14 protein-coding genes and 1 tRNA gene are annotated in these 14,972 nt (G+C 59.7%); 9 read left to right on the forward strand and 6 right to left on the reverse strand.

Annotated features, from left to right (window positions below; genetic code table 11):
- Positions 1 to 139 precede the first annotated feature (139 nt).
- The 6 genes from sucC (at position 140) to lpdA (ending at position 8,489) form a co-directional block, all read left to right on the forward strand.
- Complete coding sequence (gene sucC / locus LGT41_RS02550; RefSeq protein ID WP_274128462.1) at positions 140 to 1,333, forward strand: ADP-forming succinate--CoA ligase subunit beta; 1,194 nt, start codon at positions 140 to 142, stop codon at positions 1,331 to 1,333.
- Positions 1,330 to 1,782, forward strand: a complete 453-nt coding sequence (locus tag LGT41_RS02555) for a hypothetical protein (protein ID WP_274128463.1) — start codon at positions 1,330 to 1,332, stop codon at positions 1,780 to 1,782. The genes sucC and LGT41_RS02555 overlap by 4 nt, the downstream gene beginning before the upstream one ends.
- A gap of 74 nt (positions 1,783 to 1,856) precedes the next feature.
- Positions 1,857 to 2,738: a succinate--CoA ligase subunit alpha gene (gene sucD, locus LGT41_RS02560; RefSeq protein ID WP_274128464.1), complete on the forward strand. Its 882-nt coding sequence runs from the start codon at positions 1,857 to 1,859 to the stop codon at positions 2,736 to 2,738.
- Positions 2,739 to 2,835: 97 nt separating this feature from the next.
- On the forward strand, positions 2,836 to 5,772 hold the full coding sequence (locus LGT41_RS02565) for a 2-oxoglutarate dehydrogenase E1 component (protein ID WP_274128465.1): 2,937 nt from the start codon (positions 2,836 to 2,838) through the stop codon (positions 5,770 to 5,772).
- Positions 5,773 to 5,776: 4 nt separating this feature from the next.
- On the forward strand, positions 5,777 to 6,982 hold the full coding sequence (odhB, locus tag LGT41_RS02570; RefSeq protein WP_274128466.1) for a 2-oxoglutarate dehydrogenase complex dihydrolipoyllysine-residue succinyltransferase: 1,206 nt from the start codon (positions 5,777 to 5,779) through the stop codon (positions 6,980 to 6,982).
- 118 nt (positions 6,983 to 7,100) lie between these two features.
- Positions 7,101 to 8,489, forward strand: coding sequence for a dihydrolipoyl dehydrogenase (gene lpdA / locus LGT41_RS02575; protein ID WP_274128467.1), 1,389 nt, complete (start codon positions 7,101 to 7,103; stop codon positions 8,487 to 8,489).
- A 67-nt stretch (positions 8,490 to 8,556) separates the two neighbouring features.
- On the opposite strand, the gene LGT41_RS02580 is transcribed toward lpdA, so the two are convergent.
- The 3 genes from LGT41_RS02580 to LGT41_RS02590 are packed head-to-tail and all read right to left on the reverse strand — an operon-like array spanning position 8,557 to position 11,210.
- Complete coding sequence (locus LGT41_RS02580) at positions 8,557 to 9,210, reverse strand: GntR family transcriptional regulator (RefSeq protein WP_274128468.1); 654 nt, start codon at positions 9,208 to 9,210, stop codon at positions 8,557 to 8,559.
- A gap of 31 nt (positions 9,211 to 9,241) precedes the next feature.
- A complete protein-coding gene (locus tag LGT41_RS02585; protein ID WP_274128469.1) occupies positions 9,242 to 9,919 on the reverse strand; it encodes a M48 family metallopeptidase in 678 nt (225 codons plus the stop codon).
- Between the two features lie 19 nt (positions 9,920 to 9,938).
- Positions 9,939 to 11,210, reverse strand: coding sequence for a polyhydroxyalkanoate depolymerase (locus tag LGT41_RS02590; protein ID WP_274128470.1), 1,272 nt, complete (start codon positions 11,208 to 11,210; stop codon positions 9,939 to 9,941).
- Positions 11,211 to 11,401: 191 nt separating this feature from the next.
- On the opposite strand from LGT41_RS02590, the gene LGT41_RS02595 reads away from it, so the two are divergent.
- Both LGT41_RS02595 and LGT41_RS02600 read left to right on the forward strand, forming a co-directional pair.
- Positions 11,402 to 11,728, forward strand: a complete 327-nt coding sequence (locus tag LGT41_RS02595) for a TIGR02300 family protein (protein ID WP_274128471.1) — start codon at positions 11,402 to 11,404, stop codon at positions 11,726 to 11,728.
- Positions 11,729 to 11,819: 91 nt separating this feature from the next.
- A tRNA-Ala gene (locus LGT41_RS02600) sits at positions 11,820 to 11,895 on the forward strand.
- Between the two features lie 222 nt (positions 11,896 to 12,117).
- Here LGT41_RS02600 and LGT41_RS02605 read toward each other — a convergent pair.
- From LGT41_RS02605 to LGT41_RS02615, 3 genes are all read right to left on the reverse strand, one after another.
- Positions 12,118 to 13,182, reverse strand: a complete 1,065-nt coding sequence (locus LGT41_RS02605; RefSeq protein ID WP_274128472.1) for a uracil-DNA glycosylase family protein — start codon at positions 13,180 to 13,182, stop codon at positions 12,118 to 12,120.
- Positions 13,182 to 13,427, reverse strand: coding sequence for a hypothetical protein (locus tag LGT41_RS02610; protein WP_274128473.1), 246 nt, complete (start codon positions 13,425 to 13,427; stop codon positions 13,182 to 13,184). Before LGT41_RS02610 ends, LGT41_RS02605 begins: the two co-directional genes overlap by 1 nt.
- A 68-nt stretch (positions 13,428 to 13,495) precedes the next feature.
- Positions 13,496 to 14,122, reverse strand: coding sequence for a hypothetical protein (locus LGT41_RS02615; protein ID WP_274128474.1), 627 nt, complete (start codon positions 14,120 to 14,122; stop codon positions 13,496 to 13,498).
- A gap of 117 nt (positions 14,123 to 14,239) precedes the next feature.
- Here LGT41_RS02615 and LGT41_RS02620 point away from each other — a divergent pair, with 117 nt between their 5' ends.
- Entirely contained in the window at positions 14,240 to 14,581 is a 342-nt protein-coding gene (locus tag LGT41_RS02620) for a helix-turn-helix transcriptional regulator (RefSeq protein ID WP_274128475.1), read from the forward strand.
- Positions 14,582 to 14,972: the final 391 nt, after the last annotated feature.

Here is a 14,972-nt window from a genome sequence, read left to right on the forward strand (position 1 = left end):
TTATCTGCCGAAGCGCGATGATTCCACAGGAATACGTTTTATGTTGTGCGGGCGCATGGCATAGGGAGGGGTGAACCGGGTAAGGATTTCGCAGCCTTTTGGGTGCAAAACCGCCGGACCGAACAGAAAGGGCGCTGCCATGAATATCCACGAATACCAGGCCAAGAAACTTCTGAAGGACTACGGCGCGCCCGTATCCGAAGGCCGCGCGGTGCTGCGCGCCGAAGAAGCAAAATCGGCCGCGGGCGAGCTTGATGGCCCGATCTGGGTTGTGAAGGCCCAAATCCACGCCGGCGGGCGCGGCAAGGGCAAGTTCAAGGAAGCCTCGGCGGGCGAAGCGGGCGGTGTGCGCATCACCAAATCGGTCGCCGAAGCCGCCGAAGAGGCGCAAAAGATGCTCGGGCGCACCCTGGTGACCAAGCAGACCGGCCCGGCGGGCAAGCAGGTGAACCGCATCTATATCGAAAGCGGTGCCGATATTGCGCGTGAGCTGTATCTGGCCGTGCTGGTCGACCGCGCGACTTCGCGCATTGCCTTTGTCTGCTCGACCGAGGGCGGGATGGATATCGAGGAGGTCGCGCATAGCACGCCGGAAAAGGTGCAGACCTTCACGGTGGACCCGGCCAGCGGCATTTCAGGCTTTCATGGCCGTCAGGTTGCCTTCGCGCTGGGGCTTGAGGGCAAGCAGGTGAAGCAATGCGTGGCGCTGATCAACACGCTTTACAAGATGTTCGTGGAAAAAGACTGCGAGATGCTCGAGGTCAACCCGCTGATCGTGACCACGGATGGCGACCTGAAATGCCTTGATGCGAAAATGGGGTTTGATTCTAACGCGCTCTACCGTCAGGCCGATATTCTGGCGCTGCGCGATGAAACCGAGGAAGACCCGAAGGAACTCGCCGCCAGCAAGTTCGACCTGAATTACATCGCGCTGGATGGCGAGATCGGCTGCATGGTGAACGGCGCCGGCCTTGCGATGGCGACGATGGATATCATCAAGCTTTACGGCTCGGCCCCGGCGAATTTCCTCGATGTTGGCGGCGGTGCCACCACCGAAAAGGTGACCGAGGCGTTCAAGATCATCACATCCGACCCCAATGTGAAGGGGATTCTGGTGAATATCTTCGGCGGCATCATGCGCTGCGATGTGATCGCCGAAGGCGTGATCGTGGCCGTGAAGGAAGTCGGCCTGCAGGTGCCGCTGGTCGTGCGGCTTGAAGGCACGAATGTGGAGCTTGGCAAGAAGATCATCAATGAATCCGGCCTGAACGTGATTGCTGCCGACAATCTTTCCGATGCGGCAGATAAAATCGTGAAGGCGGTCAAGGGTTGATCTTTTCTTCCGCAAAAGCCGCTTTTCTGGCCGCCAGCCTTGGGTTGGCGGGCTGCGTGCCAATGGATCTGCCCAACCAGCCCTATAACCTGCCCACCCGTGTGGGGCCGGGCAAGGCCAACCTGCCAACCGGCACGGCCGTTAGCCTGTTTCGGCAGGTTTGCGGGGCGACGGCACCAAGCTTTGCCGAAGCCGCGCCGCAGATGCGCGCCAGCGGCCAGTTTTCCGAAGCGCCGATCGATGTGTTCTACCATCGCAGCCTGAACGCGCAGTTCCGGATATACGACAATCCGGGCAACTGGCGCTGCACAATGGTCTTTCGTTCGGATTCCGGCGCGGGCGCGCTGGCCAGCAGTTTCGCGGCGCTGCGCATTCCCGGCGTCGGCGTGTTTTTCCAAACCACCAGCGGCGGCACCTATAGCGCCATCGCACGGGCAAACGGGTTGTGATGATGACAGCCCGCATAAACAATAACCGGGCGCGCCGGATGAGCGTGCCGCAATTGCAAGTGGACATCTGAATCATGGCCGTACTCGTCGACAAGAATACCAAAGTTATCTGCCAGGGGCTGACCGGCTCGCAGGGCACGTTCCATTCCGAACAGGCAATGGCCTATGGCACGAAAATGGTGGGCGGGGTCACACCCGGCAAGGGCGGGCAAAGCCATATCGGCCTGCCGATTTTCAACACGGTCGCCGAGGCGCGCCATGTGACCGGCGCCAATGCCACGGCGATTTATGTGCCGCCGCCCTTTGCCGCCGATGCCATTCTGGAGGCGATCGACGCCGAGCTTGAGCTGATCGTCTGCATCACCGAGGGCATTCCGGTGCTGGATATGATGAAGGTGAAGCGTGCGCTCATCGGCTCCAGATCACGGCTGATCGGGCCGAACTGCCCCGGTGTGATTACCCCGGATGAATGCAAGATCGGCATCATGCCCGGCCATATCCACAAGCGCGGCTCGGTCGGTGTTGTCAGCCGCTCCGGCACGCTCACCTATGAGGCCGTGGCCCAGACCACTGCCGCCGGGCTTGGCCAGTCGACCTGTGTTGGCATTGGTGGCGACCCGATCAAGGGCACCGAGCATATCGACGTGCTGGAATGGTTTCTGGCAGATGACGAAACCCAGGCGATTATCATGATCGGTGAAATTGGTGGCGATGCCGAAGAACAGGCCGCGCAATTCCTGATCGACGAGGCCAAGAAAGGCCGCAGCAAACCCACCGCCGGCTTCATCGCCGGGCGCACAGCCCCGCCGGGCCGCCGCATGGGCCATGCCGGTGCGATTGTTTCGGGCGGCAAGGGCGATGCGGAAAGCAAGATCGAAGCCATGCGCGCCGCGGGCATTGTTGTTGCCGACAGCCCCGCCGGGCTTGGCGAGGCTGTGCTGAAGGCGATTGGGTAAACACCAACGGCCTGTGCGCCGGAGCATCGGGTGCGCAGGCTTATGAACTTGGCCCGCTTGGGCCGCTTTTTGGGAGCAGGCGCGACCTGACGCTGTTATGACCGAACACTCACCGAATAAAGAATTTCACGATTCCTCGTTCCTGCAGGGCCATAATGCGGCCTATGTTGACCAGCTTTATGCGGCCTATGTGGCCGACCCGTCTTCGGTTGACAGAAGCTGGGCGGATTACTTCAAGGAACTGGATGAGGGTGAGGCGGCTGTGCGGGCCGCCGCCGGGCCAAGCTGGGCGCGGGCCGATTGGCCGCCTGCCGCCGCAGATGAGCTGACCGCCGCGCTTGATGGCCAATGGCCGGCGATTGCCGACAAGATCAAGGCGAAAGCCGCAGCCAGCGGTGCGCCTGTCTCCGAAGTTGGCCATAAGCAGGCGGTGCTGGACAGTCTGCGCGCGCTGATGCTGATCCGCGCCTACCGCATTCGCGGGCATCTGGCCGCTGATCTGGACCCGCTCGGCCTGACCCATAGCCCCGAAATGCCCGAGCTTGACCCGGCCACCTACGGGTTTGGCGCGGCGGATATGGACCGCCCGATCTATATCGACAATGTGCTGGGGCTGGAAACCGCCAGTATGCGCGAGATCCTCGACATGGTGAAGCGCACCTATTGCGGCACATTTGCCATGCAATACATGCATATTTCCAACCCCGAACAGGCGGCCTGGCTGAAAGAGCGGATCGAGGGCTACGGCAAGGAAATCGCCTTCACCCGCGAAGGGCGCCGCGCGATTTTGAACAAGCTGGTCGAGGCCGAGGGGTTCGAGAAATTCCTGCATGTGAAATACATGGGCACCAAGCGTTTCGGCCTTGATGGCGGCGAGGCGCTTATTCCGGCGATGGAGCAGATCATCAAGCGCGGTGGCGCGCTGGGTGTGCAGGATATCGTGATCGGGATGCCGCATCGGGGCCGCCTGTCGGTGCTGGCCAATGTGATGGGCAAACCCTTCCGCGCCATTTTCAACGAATTTCAGGGCGGCAGCTTCAAGCCCGAAGATGTCGATGGCTCGGGCGATGTGAAATACCACCTTGGCGCCAGTTCGGACCGCGAGTTCGATGGCAACGAGGTGCATCTGTCGCTCACCGCCAATCCCAGCCATCTGGAGGCGGTGAACCCCGTTGTCATCGGCAAGGTGCGCGCCAAGCAGGAACAGCTCAAGGATACCGAGCGCAAGAAGGTGCTGCCGCTGCTGCTGCACGGCGATGCGGCCTTTGCCGGCCAGGGTGTTGTGGCTGAATGTTTTGGCCTGTCGGGGCTGAAGGGCCACCGCGCGGGCGGAACGATCCATATCATCGTGAACAACCAGATCGGCTTTACCACCTCACCGCATAACAGCCGCTCATCCCCCTACCCGACCGATATCGCGCTGATGGTGGAAGCGCCGATCTTCCATGTGAACGGCGATGACCCCGAAGCCGTGGTTCATGCCGCGCGCGTGGCGATCGAGTATCGCCAGAAATTCGGCAAGGATGTGGTGCTGGATATTTTCTGCTATCGCCGCTTTGGCCATAACGAGGGTGACGAGCCGATGTTCACCCAGCCGTCGATGTATACCAACATCAAGAAGCACAAGACCACATTGCAGATTTATACCGAGCGTCTGGTGGCCGACGGGCTGATCCCCGAAGGCGAGATCGATGACATCAAGGCCAAGTTCCAGGCGCATCTGAATGACGAATTCGAGATCGGCAAGGACTATAAGCCCAACAAGGCCGACTGGCTGGACGGGCGCTGGTCGGGCATGGAAAAGCAGGGCGCCGATTATGACCGTGGCAAAACCTCGGCCCCGCTGGACAGGCTGAAAGAGGTGGGCGCGGCCCTGCACCGCCTGCCCGAAGGCTACAATCCGCATAAAACCGTGGCGCGCCTGCTGGAAAACCGCAAGGCGATGATCGACAGCGGCGAGGGCATCGACTGGGCCACCGCCGAGGCGCTGGCCTTTGGCAGCCTGCTGCTGGAAGGCTTTCCGGTGCGCCTGTCGGGCCAGGACAGCACGCGCGGCACATTCAGCCAACGCCATTCGGGCATTATCGACCAGACAACCGAAGAACGCTACCTGTCGCTGAACCATATCCGCGAAGGCCAGGCAAGCTATGAGGCGGTGGATTCCATGCTGTCGGAATACGCGGTTCTGGGCTTTGAATATGGCTATTCGCTGGCCGAACCCCGTGCGCTGACCCTGTGGGAAGCGCAGTTCGGTGATTTTGTGAACGGCGCGCAGATCATGATCGACCAGTTCATTTCCTCGGGCGAGAAGAAATGGCTGCGCATGTCGGGCCTCGTGATGCTGCTGCCGCATGGCTATGAAGGGCAAGGGCCGGAGCATTCCTCGGCCCGCCCCGAACGCTTCTTGCAGCAATGCGCGGAAGATAACTGGATTGTGGCCAATTGCACGACCCCGGCCAACTATTTCCACATTCTGCGCCGCCAGTTGCACCGGAGCATTCGCAAACCGCTGATCATCTTCACGCCGAAATCGCTGCTGCGCCATAAGGGCGCCGTCAGCAAGCTTGAGGAAATGGCCGAAGGCTCCTCCTTTCACCGCGTGCTGTGGGATGATGCGCAATACGGCAATTCGGATACGAAACTGGTGGCCGACAGCAAGATCAAGCGCGTGGTGCTGTGTTCCGGCAAGGTCTATTTCGACCTGCTGGCCGAACGCGATGCGCGCGGGCTGAACAATGTCTATCTGATGCGGGTCGAGCAGTTCTACCCCTTCCCGGCGCAGGCCATGTCGACCGAGCTGAAACGCTTCAAGAATGCCGAGATTATCTGGTGCCAGGAAGAGCCGAAGAACCAGGGCGCGTGGAGCTTTATCGAGCCGAATATCGAATGGGTGCTGGAACGCATTGGCGCGGCCCATACCCGCCCGCGCTATGTGGGCCGCCCGGCTGCCGCCTCGCCCGCCACAGGGCTGGCCAAGCTGCACCAGGAACAACAAGCCGCGCTGGTCAATGACGCGCTGACATTGGAAGGATAACACCATGAGCATCGAAATCCGCGTCCCGACGCTGGGCGAAAGTGTAACCGAAGCCACCATCGCCACATGGTATAAAAAACCGGGCGATGCCGTGGCGGTTGATGAAATGCTGTGCGAGCTTGAAACCGACAAGGTAACGGTTGAAGTGCCCGCACAGGCCGCCGGCACGCTTGGCGAGATCGTCGCCGCCGAGGGTGAAACCGTGGGTGTGAACGCGCTGCTCGGCACCATCATCGAAGGGGCGGATGCCCCCGCCAGAAAGCCCGAAGCGCTGGTTCTGGGCGATGGGGCCAAGGCCGAGAAGAAGGCCGAAGCCGCGCCCGCTGGCAAGAAGGATGTGGAGGATGCTCCTTCCGCCAAGAAGGCGATGGCCGAAAAGGGGCTAAGCCCGGATGATGTGAAAGGCACAGGCCGCGACGGGCGCATCATGAAGGAAGATGTGCAAACCGCCGCCGCCAAACCGGCTGACGCCCCCGCCGCCCCGCGCGCGCCCGTGGCCGCCGATGATGAAAGCCGGCAAGAGCGCGTGCGCATGACCCGCCTGCGCCAGACCATTGCGCGCCGCCTGAAAGACGCGCAGAACACCGCCGCCATGCTGACCACCTATAACGAGGTGGATATGTCGGCGGTGATGGATTTGCGCAACGAATACAAGGTGATATTTGAAAAGAAGCACGGCGTGAAGCTCGGCTTCATGTCTTTCTTCACGAAAGCCTGCTGCCATGCGTTGCGCGAAGTGCCGGAAGTGAATGCCGAGATTGACGGCACCGATGTGGTTTACAAGAACTATGTGCATATGGGCGTGGCCGTGGGCACCCCCACCGGGCTAGTCGTGCCCGTGGTGCGCGATGCCGACCAGATGGGCTTTGCCGAGATCGAGAAAACCATTTCCGAACTGGGCCTGAAGGCGCGCGACGGCAAACTTTCCATGGCCGATATGCAGGGCGGCAGCTTCACCATTTCCAACGGTGGCGTCTACGGCTCGCTGATGTCCTCACCCATCCTGAACCCGCCACAATCGGGCATTCTGGGGATGCACAAGATCCAGGACCGGCCGATGGTGGTGAACGGCGAAATCGTCATCCGCCCGATGATGTATCTGGCGCTGAGCTATGACCACCGCGTGGTCGATGGCAAAGGTGCGGTGACATTCCTTGTGCGCGTGAAAGAGGCGCTGGAAGACCCGCGCCGGCTGTTGATGGACCTGTGATGGGTCCAGGCCGCAGAGGGCCCGATCGGATCCGGGCGTAAACCCTGCCGAGATGGTGCCGCACAAAACTTCAAAACTCATGTGAGCTGCGCATGACTGCTGTTAAGGAGTAATAAAAATGGCTGACTATGACGTAATCATCATCGGCGGCGGCCCCGGCGGCTATGTCTGCGCCATTCGCTGCGCGCAACTGGGGCTGAAGGTGGCCTGTGTTGAAGGACGCGGCGCGCTGGGGGGCACTTGCCTAAATGTCGGCTGTATCCCGTCAAAGGCGCTGCTCCATGCCAGCCATTCCTTGCACGAGGCCGAGCATAATTTCGAGAAAATGGGCCTGATGGGCGGCAAACCCACGGTCGATTGGGGCAAGATGATTGGCTATAAGGATGATGTCATCAAAGCCAATACCCAGGGCATCGAGTTTTTGTTCAAGAAGAACAAGGTCGACTATATCAAGGGCTGGGGCAAGATCACCGCGAAGGACGAGGTGACGGTTGGCGATGATGTGCATAAGGCCAAGAATATCGTCATCGCGACAGGCTCCGAACCCTCCACCCTGCCGGGTGTCGAGGTGGACGAGAAGGTTGTTGTCACATCGACCGGCGCGCTGAGCCTGCCGAAAGTGCCAAAATCGATGGTGGTGATTGGCGCGGGCGTGATCGGGCTGGAAATGGGCAGCGTCTATGCGCGCCTTGGCACCGAGGTGACGGTGGTTGAATACTTGGACGCGATCACCCCCGGTATGGATGGCGAGATCTGCAAGGTCTTCCAGCGGATGCTCGCCAAACAGGGGCTGAAATTCATCATGGGCGCGGCTGTGCAGGGCGTGAAGGCGACGAAATCCAAGGCCACGGTCAGCTACAAACTGCGCAAGAACGACAAAGAGGCCGCGTTGGAGGCCGAGTGCGTTCTCGTCGCCACAGGCCGCCGCCCCTATACCGAAGGGCTGGGGCTGGCAGAACTGGGCGTGGAGATGACCGAGCGCAAACAGGTGAAAACCGATGCGCATTGGCGCACGAATATCGAGAGTATCTACGCGATTGGCGATGTGATTGTGGGCCCGATGCTCGCCCATAAGGCCGAGGATGAAGGCATTGCCGTGGCCGAAACCATTGCCGGCCAGGCGGGCCATGTGAATTACGGCGTCATTCCCGGTGTCATTTACACCGCCCCCGAAGTGGCCAGCGTGGGCCAGACCGAAGAGCAGCTGAAAGACGAGGGCCGCGCCTATAAGGTGGGCAAGTTCAGCTTCATGGGCAATGCCCGCGCCAAGGCGGTGTTCGCGGGCGATGGCTTCGTCAAGATCCTTGCCGACAAGGATACCGACCGCGTGCTTGGCTGCCACCTGATCGGCCCTTCGGCGGGCGAGCTTATCCACGAAATTTGCGTGGCAATGGAGTTCGGCGCCAGTGCCGAGGACATTGCCCGCACCTGCCATGCGCATCCAACCTTCTCGGAAGCCATGCGCGAAGCGGCTCTGGCCTGTGGTGACGGCGCGGTTCACGCCTGATCATCTTTTGCTCAAAAATATCCCCGCCGGAGGCATCTGACGGGGGCAACACCCCCAGCCGCCGGCTTCAGGCGAGCAGCATCCGCAACCCGTTGGTCACATCGGCGCGCACCGCAAGGCGCAATCCCGGCTCATCGCCTGCCCGCAAACAGGCCAGTATCGTGCGATGATGCTCGCTGCCCTGCCGCCGCCGCAGCCGCTGGTAAAGCGCGCGCATCGTCGGCCCGGCTTGCAGCCAGACGGTCTCAGTCAGCGCCAGCATGGCGGGCGCTTGCGCGCGCAAATAGAGCAGCCGGTGAAACTCCAGATTGGTGCGCACATAGCCGGTTGAATCGGCCTTTACGATCATCTGGTCAACCGTGGCATTGATGGCGCTCATCCGCTCGATCAGCGCCGCATGGGCGCGCGGCAGGGCGCGGGCGGCCAGTTCAGGCTCCAGCAAGGCGCGCAGCGATGCCAGCTCCTCGATCCGCTCGTTGGAAAGCTCGGGCGTTGAAACACGGCCCGATTGCGTCATTTTCAGCGCGCCTTCGGCCACCAGCCGGCGCACCGCCTCGCGCGCCGGGGTCATCGAAACACCATGCGCTGCCGCAATGCCGCGCAGCGTCAGGCTTTCGCCCGGCTCCATTTCCCCATGCATGATGCGTGTGCGCAGCGCACGATACAGCACTTCATGCGCGGGCAAAACAAGGTCTGTCTGGATGGGGCGCGGTCTGATCATCGTGAATTTGTGATCACAAAGCGCGGCAGAGTCAAGAAAAGTCGAACCTGTGCAGGCTGGCGCCGTGGGCGCGCAGCCAGTCGCGCGGGGTGACATAATCGGGCATAAGCCGCGCCACAACGGCCCAGAACTCGGGTGAATGGTTCATTTCCGCCAGATGGGCCACCTCATGCGCGGCCACATAGTCCAACACGGCGGGCGGCGCAAGGATCAGCCGCCATGCAAACATCAGATCGCCGCGCGATGAACACGAGCCCCAGCGCCCGCGCGGGTCGCGCAAAGTGATGCGGCCATAGGGCCGGCCAAGGGCGGCGGCGTAACACTCGCTCGCCTCGGCCAAAGCCAGCCGCGCACGCGCTTTCAGCAGCCGCGCCAAAGCGGGGCCCGCGCCCTCGCCCTGTGGCAGCAGCAGCACGCCGGGGGCGAATTGCGCGCGCTTGCCGGAATGCGGGCGCAGCGGCAGGTCTTCGCCCTGAAAGGGGATATGGGTGAGGCTGGTGACGGGGATAAGCGTGGGCGCGGCGTCCAGCCTGGGGCGCAGCCAATCGGCCTGACGGGCCAGAAAGGCGCGTGCTTCGGCCAGGGGCAGGCGTGGCGGCATGGTCAGGGTCACGGTGCCATCGACCGATGAGACCCGCAATGTCAGCTTGCGGGCGCGGGCATGTGTGCGCAAATGCACGGCAGCCTTGGGGTCGTCCAGGTGCAGCACCGTGCCGCCTTGGGCGCGTTCAGCCCTTCGAAACACGGGGCTTTGCGGGGGCAGCGCGATGCGCGGCGATGAACGCGGCCAGCCGCGGCTGGATCTCGCCCCGCCAGCGGCGCCCGTTGAACACACCGTAATGGCCCACGCCTTCCTGCACATAATGCAGCTTTTGCGCATCGGGCAAGTTTGACAGCAGGCCAAGCGCGGCCTCGGTCTGGCCAAGGCCGGTAATGTCGTCCTTTTCACCTTCGATCGTCATATAGGCGGTGTCTGTGACCGCGCCCATATCGATGCGCCTGCCGCGATATTCATAGGCGTTTTGCGCCAGAAGCCGCTTTTGGAACACGCGCTCGATGGTTTCGAGGTAGAAATCGGCCGACAGGTCCATTACCGCGTTATACTCGTCATAGAATTTATTGTGCGATTCCGCCGATTCCCCGTCGCCCTGCGTAAGATTGTGGAACTGGCTGACATGGGCATCCATATGCCGTTCGAAATTCATCGTCATGAAGCCCGAAAGCTGCAAAAAGCCGGGATAGACGCGGCGCATAAACCCCTTGTTCGGCCAGGGCACGGTGGTGACAACGTTGTTTTCAAACCACGAAAGCGGGTTGCTGGTGGCCAGCTCGTTGGGCTGTTTCGGGTTGATCGCGGTATCAACCGGCGAGCCCATCAGCGCAATACTTGACGGGCGGAACGCATCGCCGCGCGCCGACATCAGCGCCGAGGCAACCATCATCGGCACGCCTGGCTGGCAGACGGCCAGCACAGCGGGGCGCGTGCCATCGGCCCCCAGCGTTTCGCAGAATTTGATGAGGTAGTCGACATAGTCATCCAGCCCGAAGCTGCCTTCGGCCAGCGGAATGTCACGCGCATCGGTCCAATCGGTGATGTAGACATCATGCGTGGGCAACATGGCGGCAACCGTGCCGCGCAGCAGGGTCGCGTAATGGCCCGACATGGGCGCAACAATCAGCAATTTCGGGTCGTTACGGCGGGCGGCGGCGGGTGTGTCGCGGCGGAAATGCAGCAAATCGCCAAAGGGCAGGCGCTGGGTGATCTCTTCAACGACCGGGGTTTCAACGCCGTCAACCAGCGTGGTGGCAAGGCCAAATTCGGGTTTGCCATAGCGGCGCGTGGCAGAGATGAACATTTCAAACGCCGCAGCCGTGGCCCGCGCGCCATAGCTGGCGGCAAAGGGGTTAAGTGGATTTTGCAGGGTTTCACGGCTGAACTGCGCGGCAGCCCGCATCGGCGACAGGGCTGCATGTGTCATTTCGTAGGCGTGATAAAGCATTCGCTCTCCGGGGACTGTTTACAGTTTTGCGACGTTACGCCCGGTTTTGCAGCGCGGCAAGGCTTATTCGCAGATGCAACAATTGCCGCCACGGCATTGCTCCGGCCTGGGCAAATGCCTCTAAAGCCTTTGACAAGCCCGCCCCCCTGTGGCAACTGGGCGCGAAACAGTGAATGTGGAGTCGATTGGCTATGCCCAATGAAGAATGGGGTGTAAAGCGCGCCTGCCCGAAATGTGCGACGCGGTTTTACGACCTGAACAAAGATCCGATGATTTGCCCGAGCTGTGCGCATAGCTTCACGCTGGCCAGCATTCTGGAGCAGCTGAGCGGGCGTTCTGGCGCCAAGGCCAAGGCCGCCGAAGCCAAAGCCGCCGCCGAGGCCGATGATGATGTCGATCTGCTCGACGATTCGGATGATGATGTCGACCCCGGCGACGAGTTGCTGGAAGATGACGATGACGATACCGTCAGCCTTGACGATATCGCCGATGTCGCCAGCAAAGACGACGAGTCGTAATAGCAGCGCATATTTCCTGCCCCGCCCGCATTTTTTCGCTTGAACCTTTGCGGGCGGGGCAATAGATACACCGCAGCGCAAAAGCGCGAATGGGGCCATAGCTCAGTTGGTAGAGCGCTTGCATGGCATGCAAGAGGTCAGGGGTTCGACTCCCCTTGGCTCCACCATTCCTCTGAACGATTTTCGGTATATATTTTAACGGGTTACGCGACAGCGGATTACCTATTGGGGCCATTGTCACCGTTTTGCAAGCAGTCTCGGGTCACCGTGGTGTCACCGCTAGATGCTCGGAATATCCGCGAGAATATGGTGCTGAAACGCAGCTCGACTTGTTTTTTATAGGTTCATGTGAAGCCGGAGCTTGTAGGCAAATGAACTCAAACAAGAGGTCACCCTGTTTTGCTCAACCAAGCTGCAAAGTCATTCCAAACATCGATGTCGAAGTATCCGCGACCTGCACCGGACGTTGATGGTAGCACCCAAATATCAACTTCGCCGAATTGTGCGCTACGCGCTTGCATGCCGTAATCCATTTTACCGCCGAAAACGGTCTCCGCTGCCTTTTTGCCGTTAAATGCGACCGAACGGGGTTTGTAGGCTTCTACGATTCCTACCAGCCGTTCAGCATTACGCTGGGTTAGAGAAACTTGTCGATCCATACCGGTTTCGAACTTGTTCAAATCGGTTAGTCCAACCCCATACTGCAGCAGCTCAAGTTGCCGCTCTGGAGTTAGCGGTTCGTCGGTTAGCCCAATCTCAAACAAGGTTTTCCAAAACGAGTTGCCCTTGTTTGCATAATATCGCCCCTCACGCGCGGATGTTCGACCGACCGCCGTGCCGCAAAATATTACCTTTAGTCCCGTCGATAAAATATCGGGGAGGATCATCGGTGGTTCGGTTTCATTTGGTGCTGGCGAGATCGCCGTGAGCTCCGCAAACCGTTCCAGAAACTTCTGCTTCGCTAATGCAGGCTCCCAGCATTCGATCCGGCTTGCGTCTTTCACGTCTGGCGCACCGGGCGGCCATGGTTCGGGTGGGTCGACCATCAAAACCGCTTTTTCGTCTATCAACAACTGAACGTCAGCGCGTTTCAGCTCGCGATCTTTGAATAGGTCGGGCTTGATATCAAACTTTTTGCCAATAGCTACCTCCATTTTACCTTCAAAGGTTTTGAACTGGCTAAGTTGCTTCTTGAGCGGCGAGGGCACATCACCCAAATAGGCTTCGGCAGCATCATGTAAAAGTCCGACCAAAGCAAATTTCGGGGCAATTTCGTGGGATACATGCACCGAATGTTCGGCGACAGAATAGAACCGTGTGCATTGCCCGTTAAAGCGGCACAGCATCGACAGACCGTGTGCGATATCGACTATGTCGATCTGATCAGGATTGGGTGGATCAAGGTCAAGCCGTTTGCCGGTGAAAGTTTGAATCCATGCTATATTGTCGGTCATCAATCATCCCCCGGGGGCATCCCCTGCGCCGAACGTACCGTTTCTTCGTTCCCGGTCAACTCAAAGATCAACGATATCGACAAGGTCACTGGATCGCCTTTCTCTACTTGAGCCATGCAATCCGACAGTCCCGCCAAATGTTCGCCAGTCCAGGATTGCGTGCCACGCTGAACGGACCAACCGACCTTCTGTGGAACCCTGAACGTTAGCGCAGCAGTGAATTGGTTCTCTGATGTTTCGCTCATAGCGACCGCCTCCAAAATCGAAAAATGTCTGGATATAGCAGGTCGAAAATCGCCGCACAAACCCGTTTCTAAGGGCGGATCACAAGGCAAGACTGCGATAGGTAGTCGATACCGGTTTCCGCCCAACCGGTGCGCATCATGCACGCCCCGATCATTGAGAACACGTTCGCCTCGGATACCGCATTTGCGGCTGAGAGGTCTGGTAAGGCGCGCACAAAGCCTTCTGCTGCGTTTAGAGCGTCTTTCCAATGTTCGCCCGGCCCAGCATGATTATCGCCGCTAACAAAGGCTTCAAACAATAACAGATCATCGTTGCGCGGCCATGATTGCCAATCAAGGACCGCGCGCTGCTTGCACCCGGCTGCCCGCATCCCGCTCAGCACATGGCTCACAACCGCAAGCCCAATCGTTGTAACCGTTGCCCCGGCCCCCGCAGACCATGGGCGGCCATTATCACCACTGCGTTGTGCCGTCAGCTTTTGCAGTGGGCGGCCATAAGGGATGAACAGCGGCGCTTCAAAGCCGAGCGCAGATGGCTTGCCGTTCGAAACTTCTGCAAAACGCGCAATGAAGGTATCTAGGTTGGTACCGTGCTCAACATCACCCCCAACGATGATTGCCCAGCCGATATTCTTAGGCGAACCAACATCTACAGCCGCGACGACAATATCTTTGGGGCTTGGCTTGGAGGACAAAGTTAACTCCGCATTATTGGCGTTTCATGCCTCGTATACGAAGTTGAGTTCTGTTTTGCGAACTAAATCGAACCCCGGTCTATTTATGTGCACACCGCTTGAACCCTACTTCAAGGGATGGAGCAACATCTTAGATCATTTCTGGCGGGGCAATTGCGGGTGTATCGGCGCAAGGCCGGGCTAACCCAAGCCGAACTGGCGGCGCGGATCGAACGAACCGCTGAAGCGATATCCAATCTCGAGCGCGGCAAAAGCATTCCGACACTGGAAACGCTGATTGCGATTGCAGCGGCGCTTAGCGTTCCGATGCGCGACTTCTTCCCAAGCGGCGAGCTGGATCATGGTGTCAGCCAGAACCGATTGAATTCAGAAGCGGAAGCGATGGCACTGTTGCGGGGGTTAACGGACAGCCAACTGCGTGTGGCGCTAGCGCAGATAAATGCACTGGGGAACATGTGATGGCTTCAGATGCAGTAAACCGTCATAATAAACCCAAACTGACGTATGCTGCGGCAAGCACATTTTAACAGTAAGGGCGGTGAGCCGGTCAGTCGCTGGTAGCGCGAAATTTCAGGCTTCTGCGCCGGACCGGACATTCTCTGGCTGAGAGAGAACGCAAATCTGGCCGCATCTTCACGCCCGCCCCGAGCCAGAAATGGACCCAGAAACGGCCATCCTTTGATGACGTAAGCCAACGTCCTGAATTTGAAAGTACCAGCAGCACGGACGCGAACCCGAACCGGTTTGGCAAGCCTGATATTGAACGAATGCCGCTTTGAATTCTTCGGATTTCTGCGTTTACAACGCCACGTTGGGCCTCTACCAGTGGATAGGTAGTAGAAGCAGTCAC

Origin of the sequence: Abyssibius alkaniclasticus (assembly GCF_020447305.1) — a bacterium.
Classification (GTDB): Bacteria; Pseudomonadota; Alphaproteobacteria; order Rhodobacterales; family Rhodobacteraceae; genus Abyssibius; species Abyssibius alkaniclasticus.

What these genes read in the sequence shown, in the direction of transcription:
- LGT41_RS02595 (WP_274128471.1), top strand. Translation starts at nt 11,402, where the DNA reads ATGCCCAATGAAGAATGGGGTGTAAAGCGCGCCTGCCCGAAATGTGCG.
- LGT41_RS02590 (WP_274128470.1), bottom strand. Translation starts at nt 11,210, where the DNA reads ATGCTTTATCACGCCTACGAAATGACACATGCAGCCCTGTCGCCGATG.
- sucC (WP_274128462.1), top strand. Translation starts at nt 140, where the DNA reads ATGAATATCCACGAATACCAGGCCAAGAAACTTCTGAAGGACTACGGC.
- LGT41_RS02620 (WP_274128475.1), top strand. Translation starts at nt 14,240, where the DNA reads ATGGAGCAACATCTTAGATCATTTCTGGCGGGGCAATTGCGGGTGTAT.
- sucD (WP_274128464.1), top strand. Translation starts at nt 1,857, where the DNA reads ATGGCCGTACTCGTCGACAAGAATACCAAAGTTATCTGCCAGGGGCTG.
- lpdA (WP_274128467.1), top strand. Translation starts at nt 7,101, where the DNA reads ATGGCTGACTATGACGTAATCATCATCGGCGGCGGCCCCGGCGGCTAT.
- odhB (WP_274128466.1), top strand. Translation starts at nt 5,777, where the DNA reads ATGAGCATCGAAATCCGCGTCCCGACGCTGGGCGAAAGTGTAACCGAA.
- LGT41_RS02605 (WP_274128472.1), bottom strand. Translation starts at nt 13,182, where the DNA reads ATGACCGACAATATAGCATGGATTCAAACTTTCACCGGCAAACGGCTT.
- LGT41_RS02565 (WP_274128465.1), top strand. Translation starts at nt 2,836, where the DNA reads ATGACCGAACACTCACCGAATAAAGAATTTCACGATTCCTCGTTCCTG.
- LGT41_RS02610 (WP_274128473.1), bottom strand. Translation starts at nt 13,427, where the DNA reads ATGAGCGAAACATCAGAGAACCAATTCACTGCTGCGCTAACGTTCAGG.
- LGT41_RS02580 (WP_274128468.1), bottom strand. Translation starts at nt 9,210, where the DNA reads ATGATCAGACCGCGCCCCATCCAGACAGACCTTGTTTTGCCCGCGCAT.